The following is a 15754-nucleotide window of genomic DNA, read 5'->3' on the forward strand; positions in this document are numbered from 1 at the left end:
CCTGGCCCTGTTGTTTTTGTTGTGGCTCAGGTTGTGGCGAGGTCATGTTGTTTTTGTTGGTGACCTGGCGCTATGCCCAGTTTGTTTTTCTTACCCAGTAATACTGCAGGCCCTGTGCCACCTATTTAATAAATTATAAATTTCAGAAGGTTGGAGTTTTTTAAGTCGCTGAGGAACTTTACGGCGCGAGAAGTGTTACCCCTTTCGCGGCCGTTTGTGCGCGGCGTTGTGTGGGAAGGTAACAGTACCTGGGTAGCGAAAGGCAGAATATTTCTTATTTAAATCAGTATATTAGACGATGGTCGTAGGGGTGGTGTGGAGGCGCGAGTGGATAGCAATGCCCAGGTGCTTAACCTGGGCGCCGGGCGGTTTTTTTGCGCGGTATGCCAAGCCGCTGGCGTCGTTCCCAAAGGTTTTTACGGCTAATGCCCAGTTTTTGTGCCAATTCGGTTTCACTCATTTGGTCTTGGTGTTCGAGGACAAAGTGCTGAAAATAATCTTCTAAAGAGAGATCATCTTCATTCTCTTCAGCACTTTTATCACCGCCACCACTGGCAGCAGGTGTGCTGGACGAGCCAGAGGACGGATGGGGGCGTGGGGTGGTCGGCGCTAGACCCAGGTCATCCGGATGGATCAGATGCCCCTCGGCAAGAATCACTCCGCGCTCAAGGGCATTCTCCAGCTCGCGAACGTTACCCGGCCAAGGGTAGTCGCGCAGATCCTGGCGGGCTGCGCGGGACAAACGCAGGCCCGTGCGTTCGTGGCGCTTACACGCCTTGTCGAGCAGAATGTCGGCGATCTCAAGCACGTCATCCTCGCGCTCGCGCAGCGGCGGCAGCTCGATCTGCATCACGTTCAGTCGGTAGTAAAGATCAAGGCGGAACTCGCCGGTTTTTGACAGTGCTCGCAGGTCACGATGGGTGGCTGCAATCAGGCGGACATTGACGTGGCGGGTTTCCACCGAGCCAATTTTACGGATTTCACCCTCTTGAAGAACGCGCAGCAGACGCGCCTGGGCATCCAGCGGTAGTTCACCAATCTCATCCAAAAATAGCGTACCGCCATCAGCGGCTTCGACTAACCCGGTGCGCGCAGCGCTGGCGCCGGTAAAAGCGCCTTTCTCATGGCCAAACAGCTCTGATTCGATCAGCGTTTCAGGAATCGCCGCGCAGTTGACGCAGATCAATGGTGCCTTGGCGCGCTTGCTCTGCTGGTGAATGGCGCGTGCCACCAGCTCCTTGCCGGTACCTGACTCGCCAAGAATCAATACGGTGACATCGGCCGGGGCGGTTTTACTAATGCGGGTGTAGACCTGCTGCATGGCAACGCAGTTGCCGATCATGGTTTGCCGGCTGCCGCCTGCATCGGTGATATCCGGGGGCGGACTCTGCTGCATCGACTGCTTGTGCAGGATCCGCTCAACGGTCTCCAATAGCTCCGCGTGGTCAAAGGGCTTGGCAACGTAGTCCACGGCCCCCTGTTTGAGCGCTTCCACCGCAGAGCGCATGCTGGCGTAGCTGGTCATGATCAATACCGGCACGGGGGCTGCGGCGGTGATCAGCGAGGTGCCCGGTTCGCCCGGCAGACGCAGGTCGCTGATGATGAGGTCGAACCCTGCGAGCTCAAGCTGGCTGGCCTCCTCAGCGCTGCCTGCTTCGCTGACCGTATAGTCGTGGCGTTCCAGAAGGCGCTTTAGCGCGCTGCGAATAATCGCTTCATCTTCAACAATCAGAATCCTGGGCATGGGTTGGCTGATCATCCTGTTGGTAAAGCGGCAGCCATAACGTAATGGCCGTGCCGCGAGGCTGTCCGGGGGGTGGCGAAGCCACGTCTATTTTACCCTGGTGCTCATTGATAATCTGGTAGGCCAATGAAAGGCCCAGACCGGTGCCCTCGCCGGCGGGTTTGGTGGTGGTAAAGGGCTCGAATAGGTGCTCGCGCACTCGTGGGTCGATGCCCTGACCGTTATCGGTTATCCGCCACCATGCAAGCTGCTCGTGGCGCCCTGCGGTCATGTGAACTTCTCCCCTTGGCCGCAGGCATCCCGGGCATTGCTCAGCAGGTTGACCATCACTTGCGTTAATCGCTGGGCATCGCCGCGCACCACCACGTCGTCAGGCGTTTCATTGGTTAAGGTAACATCCTCTCCCGAGCGGGCGAGGTGGATCAAGTGCAGTGCATCTTCGCTAATGGATGCAAGTGCCACAGGTGAGGCAGGGAGCGGTACCGATTGGCGTCCCCCATGGGCAAAACCAACCAGTGAGTTAACGATTTTGGTGACCCGCTGGGTTAGCTGCTGGATTTGGTCGGCGGTCTCCAGCAGGGCGGGATCGTTGGTGTCGTAGCGGAGGTTTTGCGCCAGCGACGAGATGCCGGTAATCGGGTTGCCAATTTCGTGGGCGACCCCAGCGGCTAACTGGCCGATGGAGGCAAGGCGTGCTGCATGCACCAACTCATCTTCTAACCACTTCATTTCGGTATGGTCTTCAATCAGAATAACGCTGCCGCCACGGCTGTCACTACCGCTGAGAATCGCTTTGTGCAGGGTCAAAAAATAGTCTTTACCGTGCAGCGTGACCGCCTGTTTGTAGAGCGGTGTTGACGTGGTTTCCAGCACGCCACCGAGTAGGCCGGGCCAGGGGGCAGGTAGGCTGTCGCGGCGTGAACCGATCACGCTTTCACCGCTAATACCCGAGAGTTGAGAGAGCGCCTGATTCCACATTAGCAGCTCATCATCATCGCCCAGAACACACAGCCCCACCGGTAAATACGCCAGGGTTTGGCGATGATGGCGGCGCAAGCCGTCGAGTTCACGGGCTAACCCTGTCAGGCGTGACCGGTAGGCTTCCAAGCGGCTTTCGACAAAGTGAATATCGTCGGTTTCAGGGGTGTCGTCGTGGCGGTAGGGTAGATAGCGATCAACAATATCCCGTGCCACCGATGGGCCCATTAGGCCCGAGAGATTGGCCTGAATACGGTCACGCAAGCGACGCAGCGCGTAGGGACGGCGCTCCTGGGGCGTTAAGTTGAGTGCTTGCAATGCCCGATTCACTTCACGGCTAGCCGCCTCATCGCCGAGGGCGTGGGCTAAGTGAGTCGAAAAATCGCTCGCTGTGGCGGCTTCCAGTGGAAAGCGCTTGGAGCGGATAACGGCATCGACGGAGCACGCTTCCGCGGCGGACTGCTCACCTTCAGAAATACGCGTAAACAGCGATATCACAATCAACAGCAGGATATTGACCGCTAACGAGAGCAGCGTGACGTTGTACCAAACCGGCGCACCAGTGTCGGTAAGCGGGGTAAAGGGCAGCGTCGGTACGGGTAGCGAGAACATGAGCGGCAGCCATAGCCCCCATAGCCATACGCCGACGCCTGCGATGAGGCCAATAATCATGCCTTTACGGTTAGCGCCCGGCCAGTAGAGCAGCGCCAGCATGCCAGGCAGGCACTGGGCCATGCCGACAAACGCGGCTAATCCCAAACCGATAAGCCCATGATGGCGACCTACCCACTGGTAAAACACCCAGCCGCTGATAATCACAGCGACCACTAGCCCACGGCGCAGCCACAGCAGCCAGCCGTAGAGATCACTGCGCGCTTCCGGGGGCCTCGCTACCAGTACAATATGATTAAGCACCATGCCGGAAAGCGCCAGCGCAATCATAATCATGGTGCCGCTGGCGGCGGCTAGCCCGCCGATAAACGCCAGCGCCCCTACCCACCAGTGTTCGGTCATTAGGTAGGCGGCATAGGCGGCGATGGGTATGTCGGGATTGACCGATTGCGCGGCCCACCAAATCAACGGTACGGGTAGCGCCATTAATAGCAGGAAAAGCGGCAGCGCCCAGCTCGCTTGTAGCAGGGTATGCCGGGATAGACTTTCTGAAAAACTGATATGAAACAGATGCGGCATCATAAACGCCGCCGCAAAAAACAGCAGCAGGAGAGTTCGCCACTGGGCCGGGTCAAGTTTGGGTGTCTGTTGTTGGAGGAGAGCGCCAGGGCCCTCCAGCCACAGCTGCAGGTCGCCTGGGCCGTCAAACACCATCCATAGCGCCACCACGCCGAGCCCCAGCATGGCCAGCAGTTTAACAATGGATTCAAACGCAATGGCGCTAAGCAGAGTGTCGTGGCGGCCGTGAGACTGGCTGTGGCGGGCACCGAAAATAACCGCAAAGGCGGCAATTACGGCGCAAAAAAGTAGCGCAACGCTACCTCCCGCTTGGCTGGCGGTGATGATATTGATGGCTTCGCCCAGGGTTTGGACTTGAATGCCGAGCAGTGGCAGCACCGCCAGTAGACTGACGATGGTGACCAGCGTACCCGCCCAACGAGAGCGAAAGCGAAAGGCAAACAGATCCGCCAATGACGTTAGTTGATAGGTGCGGGTGATGCGCTGGATGGGCACCAGTAGCACAGGGGCGAGCAAGAAGGCGCCCGCTGCGCCCAGGTAGTAGGCGAGGAAGCCAAACCCCGCGTGGGCAGCCATTTCCACGCTGCCGTAAATCGCCCAGGCGCTGGCATAAACACCCAGGGCAAGGGTGTAAACAATCGGGTGGCGGGTAATACGCACCGGCACCCAGCCGCGCTCTACCGCAAAACCGCAGCCAAACAGCAGTGCCAGGTAACCCAGCCCAAGCAGTAGGACGCCGACTATCTCAACGTGCATCTCAACGTTCATCAAGCTTTCTCTTCTGCTCCAGCCAGAGGGTTAACGCAATCAACCCACCCCAAATCGCAAACGGCCGGTACCAGGCGGCCTCAGGGTCGCTCCAGCCATTCATCAGCAGCGGAGAGAGCAGGTAGCCGCCAAACACCAAAAACAGCATGATGCGATAGACATACATATCAATCTCCTACTGGAGGTGAAGAGGGATTTAAACGGTGTGCCGTTGGGTTTAAACGTGCCAACGACCAGTTCGCTACCGCCCAGTGTAGCTGAGTCGCGGGGGGCTCTGAGGCCAGTTCTTGTGGCGGCGCTTGATCAAGCGCTTCCAGCGCCTGAAAGAGCTGCTGGCGCACTTTCTGCTCGTCTTCTGCCAGGGCAGGGGCCAGGTTTTGCTTGGAGAGCTTTTGCCCTTCAGCGGTCACAATGAGTGGCAGATGCAGGTAACGCGGCTGCGGTAGCTGAAGTGCGCTCTGCAATTGGCGCTGCCAAGGGGTGTTATCGAGCAAATCGAGCCCGCGTACCACATCGGTAATCTGCTGCTCGGCGTCATCCACTACCACGGCGAGCTGATACGCCCATAGGTCATCTTTGCGCTTTAATACCACATCGCCTAGTTCAGCCGGGTCAAACTGCTGCTCGCCGAACAGCCGGTCTTGCCAGCGGATAGGGCGCTCGCCACGGTCGCTGCGCAGCCGCCAGGCCACCGGTTTACTCGCATCGCAAACGCCATCGCGGCACCAGCCGGGGTAGATATCAAACGCCTGCCACTGCTTGCGCGAACAGCTGCAGGGATAGGCCAGGCCGAGTTGGACAAGCTGGTCAAGCGCCTGTTGGTAAGCATCGCCGCGAGTGTGCTGCCACATTACCGCTTCGTCCCACTCCAGCCCGAAGGTTTCCAGCTGGCGAAGGATAGTGCTCGCCGCACCTTCAGGGCAGCGCGGTGGGTCGATATCTTCAATGCGCACCAGCCACTGCCCATCGGCCGCGCGGGCATCTAAATAGCTGCCTAAGGCGGCGACCAAAGAGCCAAAGTGCAGCGGGCCTGAGGGCGTAGGAGCAAAGCGACCACGGTAGCGAGCAAAATCATTCATAGTAGCGTCGTTGTTGAAAGGGGCTGATTGTTCACAAAAAGCCATTCACAAAAACGGGCACCCTAAGGTGCCCGCGTTCGAGTAGCACGGTCTTTTAGTGCTCAGCCGCCTAGCTGTTTCTCTTTGAGTTCCGCCAGGGTTTTGCAATCCACACAAAGGGTGGCGGTGGGGCGAGCTTCTAAACGACGAATGCCGATTTCAACGCCGCAGGCTTCGCAGAAGCCATAATCATCATCATCGATGTTATCTAGCGTCTCGTTAATTTTCTTGAGCAGCTTACGCTCGCGATCCCGGGTACGCAGTTCCAGGCTAAAGCCCTCTTCCTGGGTAGCACGGTCGGCGGGGTCGGCGTAGTTGTTCGCATCTTCCTGCAGGTGGCGTACGGTACGATCCACCTCTTCCATGAGATCCTGTTTCCAATCCAGCAGCAGCTGACGGAAGTGCGCTAGCTGCTGCTCGTTCATATACTCTTCACCCGGCGCTGGCTCATACGGAGTGAAGGACTTGGACGCTTCCGGTTTCTTTTCTGCTACTGGCATGGGACTGCCCCTTACATATGTGACTACTGATCGACCATGAGCGATTGTCACGATCTCACGCCAAAGGGATGCTTGTTTAGCTGAAAAATGACTGGGTTGCAAGCATAATGGTGAGCTTTCGATGAATGTTTGGCCTTGAATATGACTAGCGCCATGTTTTAGTTAGTTTTTCAATATTTGTCCAGTTTCAAAAATGATTAGATGAAGGAGCCGTTATGGCCTGGAATTCGCGTGTCGATCACGTTGCCCCTTTTCGGGTCATGCATTTGCTGGAAATGGCCCAGGCGCGGGAAGCCGCCGGCCACGATGTGATTCACCTGGAAGTAGGCGAGCCGGATTTTGCTACCCCCGAGCCAATTATCGCTGCCGGGCAGCAGGCGTTGGCCAGTGGCCATACCCGCTACACCCCAGCGGCTGGGCTGCCCGCACTGCGCGAGGCGATCGCCGGACATTACGCCGAGCACTTTAACGCTACGGTGGATCCTGCGCGTATTTTGGTAACGCCCGGGGCGTCGGGGGCGCTGCTGCTGGCCAGCCAGTTATTAGTCGAAACCGGCTCGCGGGTGCTGATGGCTGACCCTAACTACCCCTGCAATCGTCACTTTATGGCGCTAGCTGGCGCTGAGATTGATGCGGTATCCGTGGGGCGAGATAGCGGCTGGCAGATGGACGCTGCCCTGGTCGCCCAGCATTGGCGTGAGGACACAAGCCTAGCGATGTTGGCGTCGCCCTCTAACCCTACCGGCCACACGTTGAGCGCGCAACAGCTCTCTGCAGTGCTGGCAGCGGTCGCTGAGCGCGAAGGCGAGGTCATCGTCGATGAGATCTACCAGGGCCTCAACTACGACGATGCACCGCTCTCAGCGACCTCGCTCTCCGCCAACGCCTTTGTGGTCAACAGCTTCTCCAAATATTTTGGTATGACCGGCTGGCGCCTGGGCTGGCTGGTGGCGCAGAGCATGCAGTGGAGCCATTAACGCGGCTGGCGCAGAACATGTTTCTGGCCGCGCCGACGCCTTCGCAGCATGCCGCCCTGGCGGCGTTTACGCCCGAGTGTCGTGGTGTTCTTGAACAGCGCCGTGAAACCCTGAAAGAGCGCCGCCAAGTGCTGCTGGAGGGCCTTGCAGGCTTGGGGTTGGCACCGGATCTCCCGCCCCAGGGGGCGTTTTATTTGTGGCTGGATATCTCCCGCTACAGCCGCGATAGCCAGGCCTTCTGCGAGCGCTTATTGCAGGAGGAGAGCGTGGCGATTACCCCGGGTATTGATTTTGCCGTACGTGGCGGCGAACACCATGTGCGCATTGCGTTCACCAATGATGTGGCTCGGCTGGAAGAGGCGGTGGCGCGGATTACACGCTTTGTGGGCAGGCTGTGATGCTGACTTATCCGGCGCTGGTGCCGGGCACGCTGATCAAGCGTTATAAGCGCTTTCTCGCCGATGTGCGTTTGGATGATGGTCGCGAAGTCGTCGCCCACTGCCCCAATACCGGCTCGATGAAGGCGGTGAACGTGCCAGGGTGCCGAGTGTGGTTGTCACCCAGCGATAACCCCAAGCGCAAGCTTGCCTGGACGTGGGAGTTTATCGAGCTGCCCCAAGCGGATGGGCAGGTGGCGCTCGCCTCGGTGCATACCGGCCGCGCTAACCGCATCGTGGAAGCGGCGCTGGAGGCGGGGGCTTTGGCACCGTTGGCAGGCTACGCCACTCTGCGCCGGGAGGTGAAAGTGGCCGACGCCCGCCTCGATTTTAGGCTGGATGACCCAGAGCGGGGGCGGGCGTATATCGAGGTGAAGCAGGTCACCCTCAAAGAGCAGGACGGCCACGGCTACTTTCCGGACTCGGTGAGCGTGCGCGGTACCAAGCATCTGCATTCGCTGCGAGTGTTGACAGAGCAGGGCGAACGGGCGGTGCTGCTGTTTTGTGTCGCCCATGAAGGCATAGCTGACGTGGCCGCCGCAGCCCATATTGACGCGACTTACGCGGCAGCCCTAGCGGAGGCCTCGGCCAGCGGGGTGGAAGTGCTGGCCTATGGTATTGAGGTGGTGCGGGAGCAAGAGCGCCCCATTGGAGTGCGGTTAACCCGCAGCCTGCCTGTACGGTTTAACGATCAATATAAAAACGCTGAATAAAGTTAACCGGCTCGGGGGCGGCGTTGCGGTCGTAGCGCACGCTTAGCTCAAAGCGCATGTTCTCATCGTCGAGTAGGGTAAAAGGCGCCAGGTGGTAGGTCGCATCGCCGTCATGCACGGTGCGAAAGCTGAGTGACTCCTGAGCGCCCGTCAAGCCGCTAACGTGGCCCTGCACGCTGGCGTTAACGGGGCGGGTACTGCCATCCTCCTGGCGCTCGCGAACGCTTACATTAACCAGACCGCGGTTGGCGCTGCGCTGGAGGTTGTTCGCTTGGGCCACTTCCGGAGTCAAAAAGCTGCTGTTCACCGCGCTGTAGTGAATCTCGTAATCGCCCACGCTGACGAACTGCTCAGCGTGGGCCCCAGCGGCGGCGAAGAGCATGCCGATAAGGGCGGCACTCATCATTAATCTGCGTAACATGGCGTGGCTCCTTGGGTTACGTTTAAGCGCGATGAATATCTAGCGGCGACGAACGCGGAAAATGGCAATTTCACCAAATAGATTGGGCCATAGCCGCGATTTCCAGTGACCTTGATGATCCCCCACGCCCACCGCGCGATCAACAATCATCAAGCCTTTCTCGCGGCACAGGTGCTCAAAGTCGTTGAACGTTGAGAGATGGATGTTGGGCGTGTCGTACCAGGCGTGGGGCAGCGATTTGGATACCGGCATATAGCCGCGCAGACCCAAATGAACACGGTGACGCCAGTAGGCGAAGTTGGGGAAAGTGATGATGCCCTCTTCGGCGACACGCAGCATTTCATCGAGCATCTTGTCCGGACGGCGCAGCGCCTGAAGCGCCTGGGTCATGATTACCTGGTCATAACTGTTATCGCAGAAGCTGCTTAAACCGTCATCCAGGTTGTGCTCAATCACGCTGACGCCCCGGGCGACGCAGGCATTAATGCCGTCATGGTCGATCTCTAAGCCATAGCCAGTCACGCCTTTATTGTTCGCCAGGGTCTCAAGCAGCTCGCCGTCGCCACAGGCGAGGTCGAGCACGTGCGCCCCTTCGGGCACCCAGTCATAAATCAGTTCAAGATCGGCGCGCATCATGGCGTCTCCTCTGAGCTCGTTGCATCTTCGCTTGCTTCATCTTTACCCACTTCGGCGAGGTTAAGCTCGCCGGCAGCGCGGTTCATAAAAGCGCTGAAGATGGCGTCGTAGCGCGGCTCTGAGAGTAAGAAAGCATCGTGCCCATGGGGCGAGTCGATGTTGGCGTAGCTAACCGCTTTGCCCGCACGAATGAGTGCATCGACCAGCTCGCGGGAGCGCGAGGGCGGAAAGCGCCAGTCGGTGGTAAAGCTAACAATCAAAAACGGGCACTGCGCTGGGGCCAGGGCTTTGGCTAAGTCGCCCCCTTGGGTCGCGGACGGGTCAAAGTAGTCCAGCGCTTTGGTCATCAGCAGGTAAGTATTGGCATCAAAGGCGGTGGAGAAAGTGTCGCCCTGATAGCGCAAGTAGGACTCCACCTGAAACTCAACGTCAAAGCCGAAGTTAAGGTCGTCGCTACGCAAATCGCGGCCAAACTTGCTGCCCATGGCGTCTTCTGACAGGTAGGTGATATGGCCTACCATACGGGCCAGCTTTAGCCCGCGTTTGGGCACGGTGTCGTGCTCGGCATACCAACCGTCAAAAAACTCCGGATCAGAGCGAATTGCCTGACGGGCTACTTCGTTAAAAGCGATATTTTGCGCCGAGAGTCGAGGCGTGGCGGCAATCACCACCGCGTTAGCCACCCGTTCCGGGTAGGTCATTGTCCACTGCATCACCTGCATACCGCCCAAGCTGCCGCCCACCGCGGCGGCCCAGCGCTCAATCCCCAGGTGGTCGGCAAGCCGCGCCTGGCTGGCCACCCAATCGCTCACCGTGACCATGGGGAACTCAGGCCCCCATTGGCGGCCGGTGTCGGGGTTATGACTGACCGGCCCGGTGCTGCCATGGCAGCCCCCCAGGTTATTAAGCGACACAACAAAAAAGCGGTTGGTGTCGATCGCTTTACCGGGGCCAATATGTGCATCCCACCAGCCGGGCTTGCGGTCTTCTTCGCTGTGGTAGCCCGCGGCGTGGTGGTGACCCGAGAGCGCGTGGCAAATCAGCACCGCGTTACTGCGATCGGCATTCAATGTGCCGTAGGTTTCGTAAATCAGCTCGTAGGCAGGCAGCACTTTGCCGCAGGCGAGAGCTAGCGGCGTGTCGAAGCGTGCCACGTGCGGGGTGACCACGCCGACGGAGCCCGCCGGTCGGTCTGCAAATGCAAGCGTGTCTGAGTCAGGCATTGAAGGCGCTAGTCCTGCTGAAAGAGGGCGACTGAAGTAGATCCTGTAAACCTCTGCTTAACTATTGCGCTTGCCCATGCGGCGTTAAAAATCGCCTCAAAATGCTCATTTACAACCCGTAAATTCCGCTTTTTCGTTGATTTTTGCCTTGTCTGGCCTGCGCTCATTACGTTAATCAGAGGCTTCCTTGCTAAGAATACGGAGATGGCAGTTGCCATCATAGCCCGACCAGCGCGCCGGAAATGCCCGCCGCACGAATCAGGGCGCCGACCACCAAACCATCGATCAGGTTAATGGCGATAAACACCACGATAGGCGATAGGTCAATCATGCCCAGCGGAGGAATCACTTTGCGTACCGGGGCCATAATCGGCTCTACCAACTGCATAACCAGCAGCGCACCTGGATGGCTGGCGTTGGGCGCTACCCAGCTCAAAATAATCATCACAATCAGGGCGAAGAAGTAGATTTTTAAAATTGCATTCGCCAAGGCGGCCGCACCGGCAATCAGCAGTCCAGCAATGGGCGGCATGCCAACGCCAATCACCATAAAAATGGCGATGATGCTAGCCACTTTCAATACAAAGCCTGCTGCTAAGGTGGCGAGGTCGAAGCGGCCAGCCACAGGGCCTAAAAAGCCTTGAAATAGCCCCACTACCGGCTGGGTGATTTTGACCACCGATTGGCTCAACGGGTTGTAGTAATCCGCCCGCGACGCCTGCAGCAGGAAGCGCAGCATGAGTAAAAAGAGGTAAATATTGATGAGGGTATTTACCAGCATTAACCCTGCACTGCCCAATTCATTGCCCATTATTATGTCTCCTTGATGATCCGGTAGCTTAGGCTGTGTTAGCCGAATGGCTGCATTAGCTGCCGCTTAGTTCCTTGGCCATTGCCTGGGCGCGGTCGGCGCAGGCCTGCATGGCGTCGGCAATCGTGGTGCGCAATTGTGCCTCTTCCATATGTTGAATGGCACGTTCGGTGGTGCCGCCCGGCGACATGACGTTCTGTTTCAGCGTGGCGGGGTCTTTATCGCTCTGCTGTGCCATGGTGGCGGCACCCAGCGCGGTTTGAATAGCCAGGCGGCGCGCGGTGGCGGCAGGTAGACCGAGTTTAACTGCGGCTTCTTCCATGGCTTCGAACATCAGAAAGAAGTAGGCCGGGGCACTGCCCGAAACAGCGGTGACTGCGTCTAACAGGGCTTCTTCTTCCACCCACTCCACAATGCCGACCGCTTCCATTAACTGGGTGGCCACGTCACGCTGGGCATCGCTGACGTTGGCATTGGCGTAGAGGCCGCTGGCGCCATAACCGACCAGCGAGGGCGTATTGGGCATGCAGCGTACCATGGCATTCTGGCCGCCTAGCCACTGGTCGATCGTGCCGGCATCCAGGCCGGCAGCAATCGAGATAACCAACGGCTGCTGGCGCTGAACGCTGTCGCGCAACACTTCGCATACGTTGCGCATGATTTGCGGCTTCACCGCGAGTACCACCACATCGGCCTCAGCCACCGCCGCATTGTTGTCGGTGTCTGTATTGATGCCTAAGCGTTGTTTAATCGATGTCAGTTCGCTGTCATTCGGCGCGGTGGCGGTAATCGTGGAAGGCGCAACGCCGCTGTCGATTAGGCCGCCGATAATGGCGCTGGCCATATTGCCGGCCCCAATGAAGGTAATCTTATTCGCCATGGTAGGTGTCCCTTAAGTAAAAGTGTTCTACGTAAAAAAGTGGGCTACTTTTCGTCTAAGCCGATGGGCGAGCGCCGAAAATTGCAGTGCCCAAACGCACCAGCGTGGCGCCTTCCAGCACCGCCGCTTCTAAATCGTCGCTCATGCCCATCGAGAGCGTATCAAGGGGCGCGTCTGGCAAGCTGCTTTGTAAGGCGGTAAAAGCTTCGCGTAGTGCTGCCAAAGGCTGGCGCTGAGCACTTATATCCTCTGTTGGAGCGGGGATCGCCATTAAACCGCGCAGGCGCAGATTAGGCAGTGTGGCGACTTCCCTAGCCAATTCCTCTAACTCCTCGGGCAGCACACCAGCTTTGCTCTCTTCTCGGCTGATATTAATCTGCAGGCAGATATTGAGCGGCGCAAGGTGCGTTGGGCGCTGCTCGTTAAGGCGTTTGGCAATTTTTAGCCGATCGACGCTGTGTACCCAGTCAAAGTGCTCGGCCACAGAGCGGGTTTTGTTGGACTGCAGGGGGCCAATGAAATGCCATACAATGCCGTCAAGATCAGTAAGTTCGGCCTGCTTTTCCAGCGCTTCTTGCAAATAGTTTTCACCAAATTCACGCTGACCCAACTGCCAAACCTGACGAATCATCGCCGCAGGCTTGGTTTTGCTGACGGCCAGTAGCTTGGCTGCACCCTGGGCGCGCCCCGCGTTTTCTAGTGCATTATGCAGGCGTTCAAGCGCCTGAGCGTATGAATGGCCGAGTGACTCGTTAAGCGCGATGTCTGTCATACTCAAGCACCTTACCGCAGCTGGGAAGAGAGATGGATATTACCGAACTGCTAGCATTCTCGGCAAAGCAGAATGCCTCTGACTTGCACCTTTCGGCCGGTTTACCGCCCATGATACGTGTTGATGGCGATATTCGTCGGCTCAATGTGCCCGCTATCGATAATAACGATGTGCGCAGATTGATCTACGCCATCATGAATGATCGTCAGCGGCGCGACTACGAAGAGCACCTGGAAATTGATTTTTCCTTTGAAGTGCTGGGGATCGCCCGCTTTCGTGTTAACGCCTTTACTCAAGCTCGCGGGGCGGGGGCGGTGTTTCGCACCATTCCCAATCAAGTACTTTCCATACAAACCCTTGGGCTCGGTGAGGTGTTCGAGCGCCTGGCGATGTTACCGCGGGGCCTGGTGCTGGTGACTGGGCCAACGGGGTCGGGCAAAAGCACCACGCTGGCCGCCATGATCGATTACATTAACGATCATCGTTACGAGCACATTCTCACCATTGAAGACCCCGTCGAGTTTGTCCACGTTAGCAAGCGCTGTTTGATTAACCAACGCGAAGTGCATCGCGACACCCATAGCTTTGCCGATGCGTTGCGTAGCGCGCTGCGTGAAGACCCGGATGTGATTCTGGTCGGCGAGCTGCGTGATCTGGAGACTATCCGCTTAGCACTGACCGCTGCTGAAACCGGTCATCTGGTGCTGGGAACGCTGCATACCACCTCTGCCGTCAAGACAATCGACCGGATCATCGATGTTTTTCCCAGCGAAGAGAAAGCCATGGTGCGCTCCATGCTTTCGGAATCGCTCCAGGCAGTGGTGTCGCAATCGCTGCTTAAACGTCAGGGCGGCGGGCGCGTAGCGGCCCACGAAATCCTCATGGCCACTTCTGCAGTGCGCAACTTGATCCGCGAAGACAAAGTGGCACAGATGTACTCAGCCATTCAAACCGGTGGTAGCCTGGGTATGCAAACGCTGGATGCCGCGCTGTCTCGGTTAGTCAATGAGGGCGTTGTAAGCATAGAGGAAGCCCAGGCTCAGGCTAAAGGCACTCTCGCCGCAAAAGATGAATAATTTAGGCTTTGTACGAAAACTGCCTGCGCTCGGCCATGCTGTGTTAAATAACGGCTCGTGCGCGAGTCCGATCAAAATGCTCATTTACACTCCGTAAACTCCGCTTTTTCGCCGTTTTTTTGCCTTGCCTGACCTTCGCTCGCCGACTTTTCGTATAAAAGCCTAAGCCTTGTGACGTACCCACTGCTTTTCTTTGAGGTCTAGGGGCGTATTCAAACAATGAGTATTAGGGGGCATAGATTCCGCCCAATACCCGGGGGCCCTGCGCGCCGGTGACTGAGGGCAAGTTGCCTGGCAGGTGGTGCAGACGCTGGTGCGCCAACCAGGCAAAGGCGCCCGCTTCAATCCAGTCTTCAGGCCAGCCGTACGCCGCTGGCGAAGTGAGCGTGGCGCGAGGGAGATGATAGGCAAGGCGCTGCATCAAATAGGCGTTGTGGGCGCCGCCGCCAGCGGTGATCAGCGTCAGCGGGCCACTACCGATCCGCAGTTGTTCAATGCCGTGAGCGACACTGACGGCGGTGAGTTCAGCCAGCGTCGCCTGAACATCGGCGGCGGCTTCCTGGCCGCTAAGATGTTTTCGTAGCCAATCCAGATGAAACAGCTCACGCCCTGTGCTTCTCGGCGGTGGTTGCTGGAAAAACGGTTCTGATAACAACCGAGCTAACAGCGCTTCATCTATCTTTCCACTAGCGGCCCAGTCGCCGTCCTGGTCAAAGCGGCCGCCCTGGTGCAAGGCAAACCAGCCATCCAGTAAAACATTCGCGGGGCCGGTATCAAATCCGATCACTGGATCGGTCGGCTGGCTAGAAAGCCAGGTGAGGTTGGCAAAGCCGCCTAAATTAAGTACCAGCTGATGCGCGTCTGCTCGCCCAAATAGTGCCTGATGAAAGGCCGGTGCCAGCGGTGCCGCTTGACCGCCTGCGGCTAAGTCTCTGCGACGAAAATCGGCGACCACCGTGCAGCCGGTGAGTTCTGCCAGCAAGCTTGGATTATCCAACTGCAGTGTATACGCCGGGCCGTCGCTGTGGCCTGCGGGGGCATGCTCAATGGTTTGGCCGTGACTGCCGATAGCACTGATCTGTTCTATACCCACTGAAAGGGGTGCTAATAAGTGCTGCACGGCTTGGGCCTGGCATTGGCAGAACGCGTGTTCCGCTGCTGCGAGCTGCGCAAAACTGACCTGCTCTGCATGGCACAGCTTAAACAGTAGGCGATGAAGCTCGTCCGGCATCGGTTCGGCATGGGTTGCCAACAGGTGCGGCGGCGAATCACCTTCGATGGCGATAAGTGCTGCATCGATACCGTCCAGACTAGTGCCGGACATCAGGCCAATATAGTAAAGCGGCGTAGCGGTAGGCGTTTTCATAAGCGAACTCGTACAAAGCTGGGCTGAGACTAAACCAGGGTGAGAGCGAAACCAAGGCTCAACCAAGGCGAGCGAGCATGGTAACATCGTCGGCTATTTATCACCTGAGCCCGGTAAGGGCGGTTCTTTATAGTGGAGAGAGG

The 15754-nt window shown here is 57.9% G+C and carries 13 protein-coding genes and 2 pseudogenes; 3 read left to right on the forward strand and 12 right to left on the reverse strand.

What is annotated here, in order from left to right; translation table 11 throughout:
- Positions 1-349 precede the first annotated feature (349 nt).
- The 5 genes and pseudogenes from FDY98_RS02030 to dksA all read right to left on the reverse strand — a co-directional run bounded on the left by FDY98_RS02030 (position 350) and on the right by dksA (position 6299).
- Positions 350-1744, reverse strand: coding sequence for a sigma-54-dependent transcriptional regulator (locus tag FDY98_RS02030; protein WP_027958260.1), 1395 nt, complete (start codon positions 1742-1744; stop codon positions 350-352).
- Positions 1722-4669, reverse strand: a pseudogene (locus FDY98_RS02035) (ATP-binding protein). The gene FDY98_RS02030 and the pseudogene FDY98_RS02035 overlap by 23 nt, the downstream one beginning before the upstream one ends.
- 1 nt (position 4670) lies before the next feature.
- A complete protein-coding gene (locus FDY98_RS25855) occupies positions 4671-4847 on the reverse strand; it encodes a hypothetical protein (RefSeq protein WP_007111811.1) in 177 nt (58 codons plus the stop codon).
- A gap of 1 nt (position 4848) precedes the next feature.
- Complete coding sequence (gluQRS, locus tag FDY98_RS02040) at positions 4849-5760, reverse strand: tRNA glutamyl-Q(34) synthetase GluQRS (protein WP_027958262.1); 912 nt, start codon at positions 5758-5760, stop codon at positions 4849-4851.
- A 101-nt stretch (positions 5761-5861) separates the two neighbouring features.
- Complete coding sequence (gene dksA / locus FDY98_RS02045; RefSeq protein ID WP_007111809.1) at positions 5862-6299, reverse strand: RNA polymerase-binding protein DksA; 438 nt, start codon at positions 6297-6299, stop codon at positions 5862-5864.
- A gap of 215 nt (positions 6300-6514) precedes the next feature.
- On the opposite strand from dksA, the pseudogene FDY98_RS02050 reads away from it, so the two are divergent.
- Both FDY98_RS02050 and sfsA read left to right on the forward strand, forming a co-directional pair.
- A pseudogene (locus tag FDY98_RS02050) lies at positions 6515-7674 on the forward strand (aminotransferase class I/II-fold pyridoxal phosphate-dependent enzyme).
- Positions 7674-8426, forward strand: coding sequence for a DNA/RNA nuclease SfsA (gene sfsA / locus FDY98_RS02055; RefSeq protein ID WP_196518082.1), 753 nt, complete (start codon positions 7674-7676; stop codon positions 8424-8426). Before FDY98_RS02050 ends, sfsA begins: the two are co-directional and overlap by 1 nt.
- Here sfsA and FDY98_RS02060 read toward each other — a convergent pair.
- The 6 genes from FDY98_RS02060 to FDY98_RS02085 form a co-directional block, all read right to left on the reverse strand.
- Positions 8398-8847, reverse strand: a complete 450-nt coding sequence (locus FDY98_RS02060) for a DUF4426 domain-containing protein (RefSeq protein WP_027958265.1) — start codon at positions 8845-8847, stop codon at positions 8398-8400. The two genes, sfsA and FDY98_RS02060, sit on opposite strands and share 29 nt — an antisense overlap.
- A gap of 39 nt (positions 8848-8886) precedes the next feature.
- The gene (gene metW / locus FDY98_RS02065) at positions 8887-9480 is read right to left on the reverse strand and encodes a methionine biosynthesis protein MetW (RefSeq protein WP_027958266.1); all 594 of its coding nucleotides are present in this window, start codon (positions 9478-9480) and stop codon (positions 8887-8889) included.
- Entirely contained in the window at positions 9480-10706 is a 1227-nt protein-coding gene (gene metX, locus FDY98_RS02070) for a homoserine O-succinyltransferase MetX (protein ID WP_009287944.1), read from the reverse strand. Before metX ends, metW begins: the two co-directional genes overlap by 1 nt.
- Positions 10707-10923: 217 nt before the next feature.
- Positions 10924-11517: a YggT family protein gene (locus tag FDY98_RS02075; protein ID WP_009287945.1), complete on the reverse strand. Its 594-nt coding sequence runs from the start codon at positions 11515-11517 to the stop codon at positions 10924-10926.
- A 55-nt stretch (positions 11518-11572) separates the two neighbouring features.
- The gene (proC, locus tag FDY98_RS02080) at positions 11573-12397 is read right to left on the reverse strand and encodes a pyrroline-5-carboxylate reductase (RefSeq protein WP_027958268.1); all 825 of its coding nucleotides are present in this window, start codon (positions 12395-12397) and stop codon (positions 11573-11575) included.
- Between the two features lie 55 nt (positions 12398-12452).
- Positions 12453-13169 (reverse strand): YggS family pyridoxal phosphate-dependent enzyme, encoded by a 717-nt coding sequence (locus FDY98_RS02085; protein WP_027958269.1) that lies wholly within the window; start codon positions 13167-13169, stop codon positions 12453-12455.
- Between the two features lie 32 nt (positions 13170-13201).
- Here FDY98_RS02085 and FDY98_RS02090 point away from each other — a divergent pair, with 32 nt between their 5' ends.
- The gene (locus FDY98_RS02090) at positions 13202-14245 is read left to right on the forward strand and encodes a type IV pilus twitching motility protein PilT (protein ID WP_027958270.1); all 1044 of its coding nucleotides are present in this window, start codon (positions 13202-13204) and stop codon (positions 14243-14245) included.
- A 226-nt stretch (positions 14246-14471) separates the two neighbouring features.
- On the opposite strand, the gene FDY98_RS02095 is transcribed toward FDY98_RS02090, so the two are convergent.
- The gene (locus tag FDY98_RS02095; protein WP_027958271.1) at positions 14472-15611 is read right to left on the reverse strand and encodes an anhydro-N-acetylmuramic acid kinase; all 1140 of its coding nucleotides are present in this window, start codon (positions 15609-15611) and stop codon (positions 14472-14474) included.
- Positions 15612-15754: the final 143 nt, after the last annotated feature.

Source organism: Halomonas sp. PA16-9 (assembly GCF_009728585.1).
Taxonomy (GTDB): domain Bacteria; phylum Pseudomonadota; class Gammaproteobacteria; order Pseudomonadales; family Halomonadaceae; genus Vreelandella; species Vreelandella titanicae.

Excerpts from the sequence above, each read along its gene's own strand:
- FDY98_RS02030 (WP_027958260.1), bottom strand. The coding sequence starts at position 1,744 with ATGCCCAGGATTCTGATTGTTGAAGATGAAGCGATTATTCGCAGCGCG.
- FDY98_RS25855 (WP_007111811.1), bottom strand. The coding sequence starts at position 4,847 with ATGTATGTCTATCGCATCATGCTGTTTTTGGTGTTTGGCGGCTACCTG.
- gluQRS (WP_027958262.1), bottom strand. The coding sequence starts at position 5,760 with ATGAATGATTTTGCTCGCTACCGTGGTCGCTTTGCTCCTACGCCCTCA.
- dksA (WP_007111809.1), bottom strand. The coding sequence starts at position 6,299 with ATGCCAGTAGCAGAAAAGAAACCGGAAGCGTCCAAGTCCTTCACTCCG.
- sfsA (WP_196518082.1), top strand. The coding sequence starts at position 7,674 with ATGCTGACTTATCCGGCGCTGGTGCCGGGCACGCTGATCAAGCGTTAT.
- FDY98_RS02060 (WP_027958265.1), bottom strand. The coding sequence starts at position 8,847 with ATGTTACGCAGATTAATGATGAGTGCCGCCCTTATCGGCATGCTCTTC.
- metW (WP_027958266.1), bottom strand. The coding sequence starts at position 9,480 with ATGCGCGCCGATCTTGAACTGATTTATGACTGGGTGCCCGAAGGGGCG.
- metX (WP_009287944.1), bottom strand. The coding sequence starts at position 10,706 with ATGCCTGACTCAGACACGCTTGCATTTGCAGACCGACCGGCGGGCTCC.
- FDY98_RS02075 (WP_009287945.1), bottom strand. The coding sequence starts at position 11,517 with ATGGGCAATGAATTGGGCAGTGCAGGGTTAATGCTGGTAAATACCCTC.
- proC (WP_027958268.1), bottom strand. The coding sequence starts at position 12,397 with ATGGCGAATAAGATTACCTTCATTGGGGCCGGCAATATGGCCAGCGCC.
- FDY98_RS02085 (WP_027958269.1), bottom strand. The coding sequence starts at position 13,169 with ATGACAGACATCGCGCTTAACGAGTCACTCGGCCATTCATACGCTCAG.
- FDY98_RS02090 (WP_027958270.1), top strand. The coding sequence starts at position 13,202 with ATGGATATTACCGAACTGCTAGCATTCTCGGCAAAGCAGAATGCCTCT.
- FDY98_RS02095 (WP_027958271.1), bottom strand. The coding sequence starts at position 15,611 with ATGAAAACGCCTACCGCTACGCCGCTTTACTATATTGGCCTGATGTCC.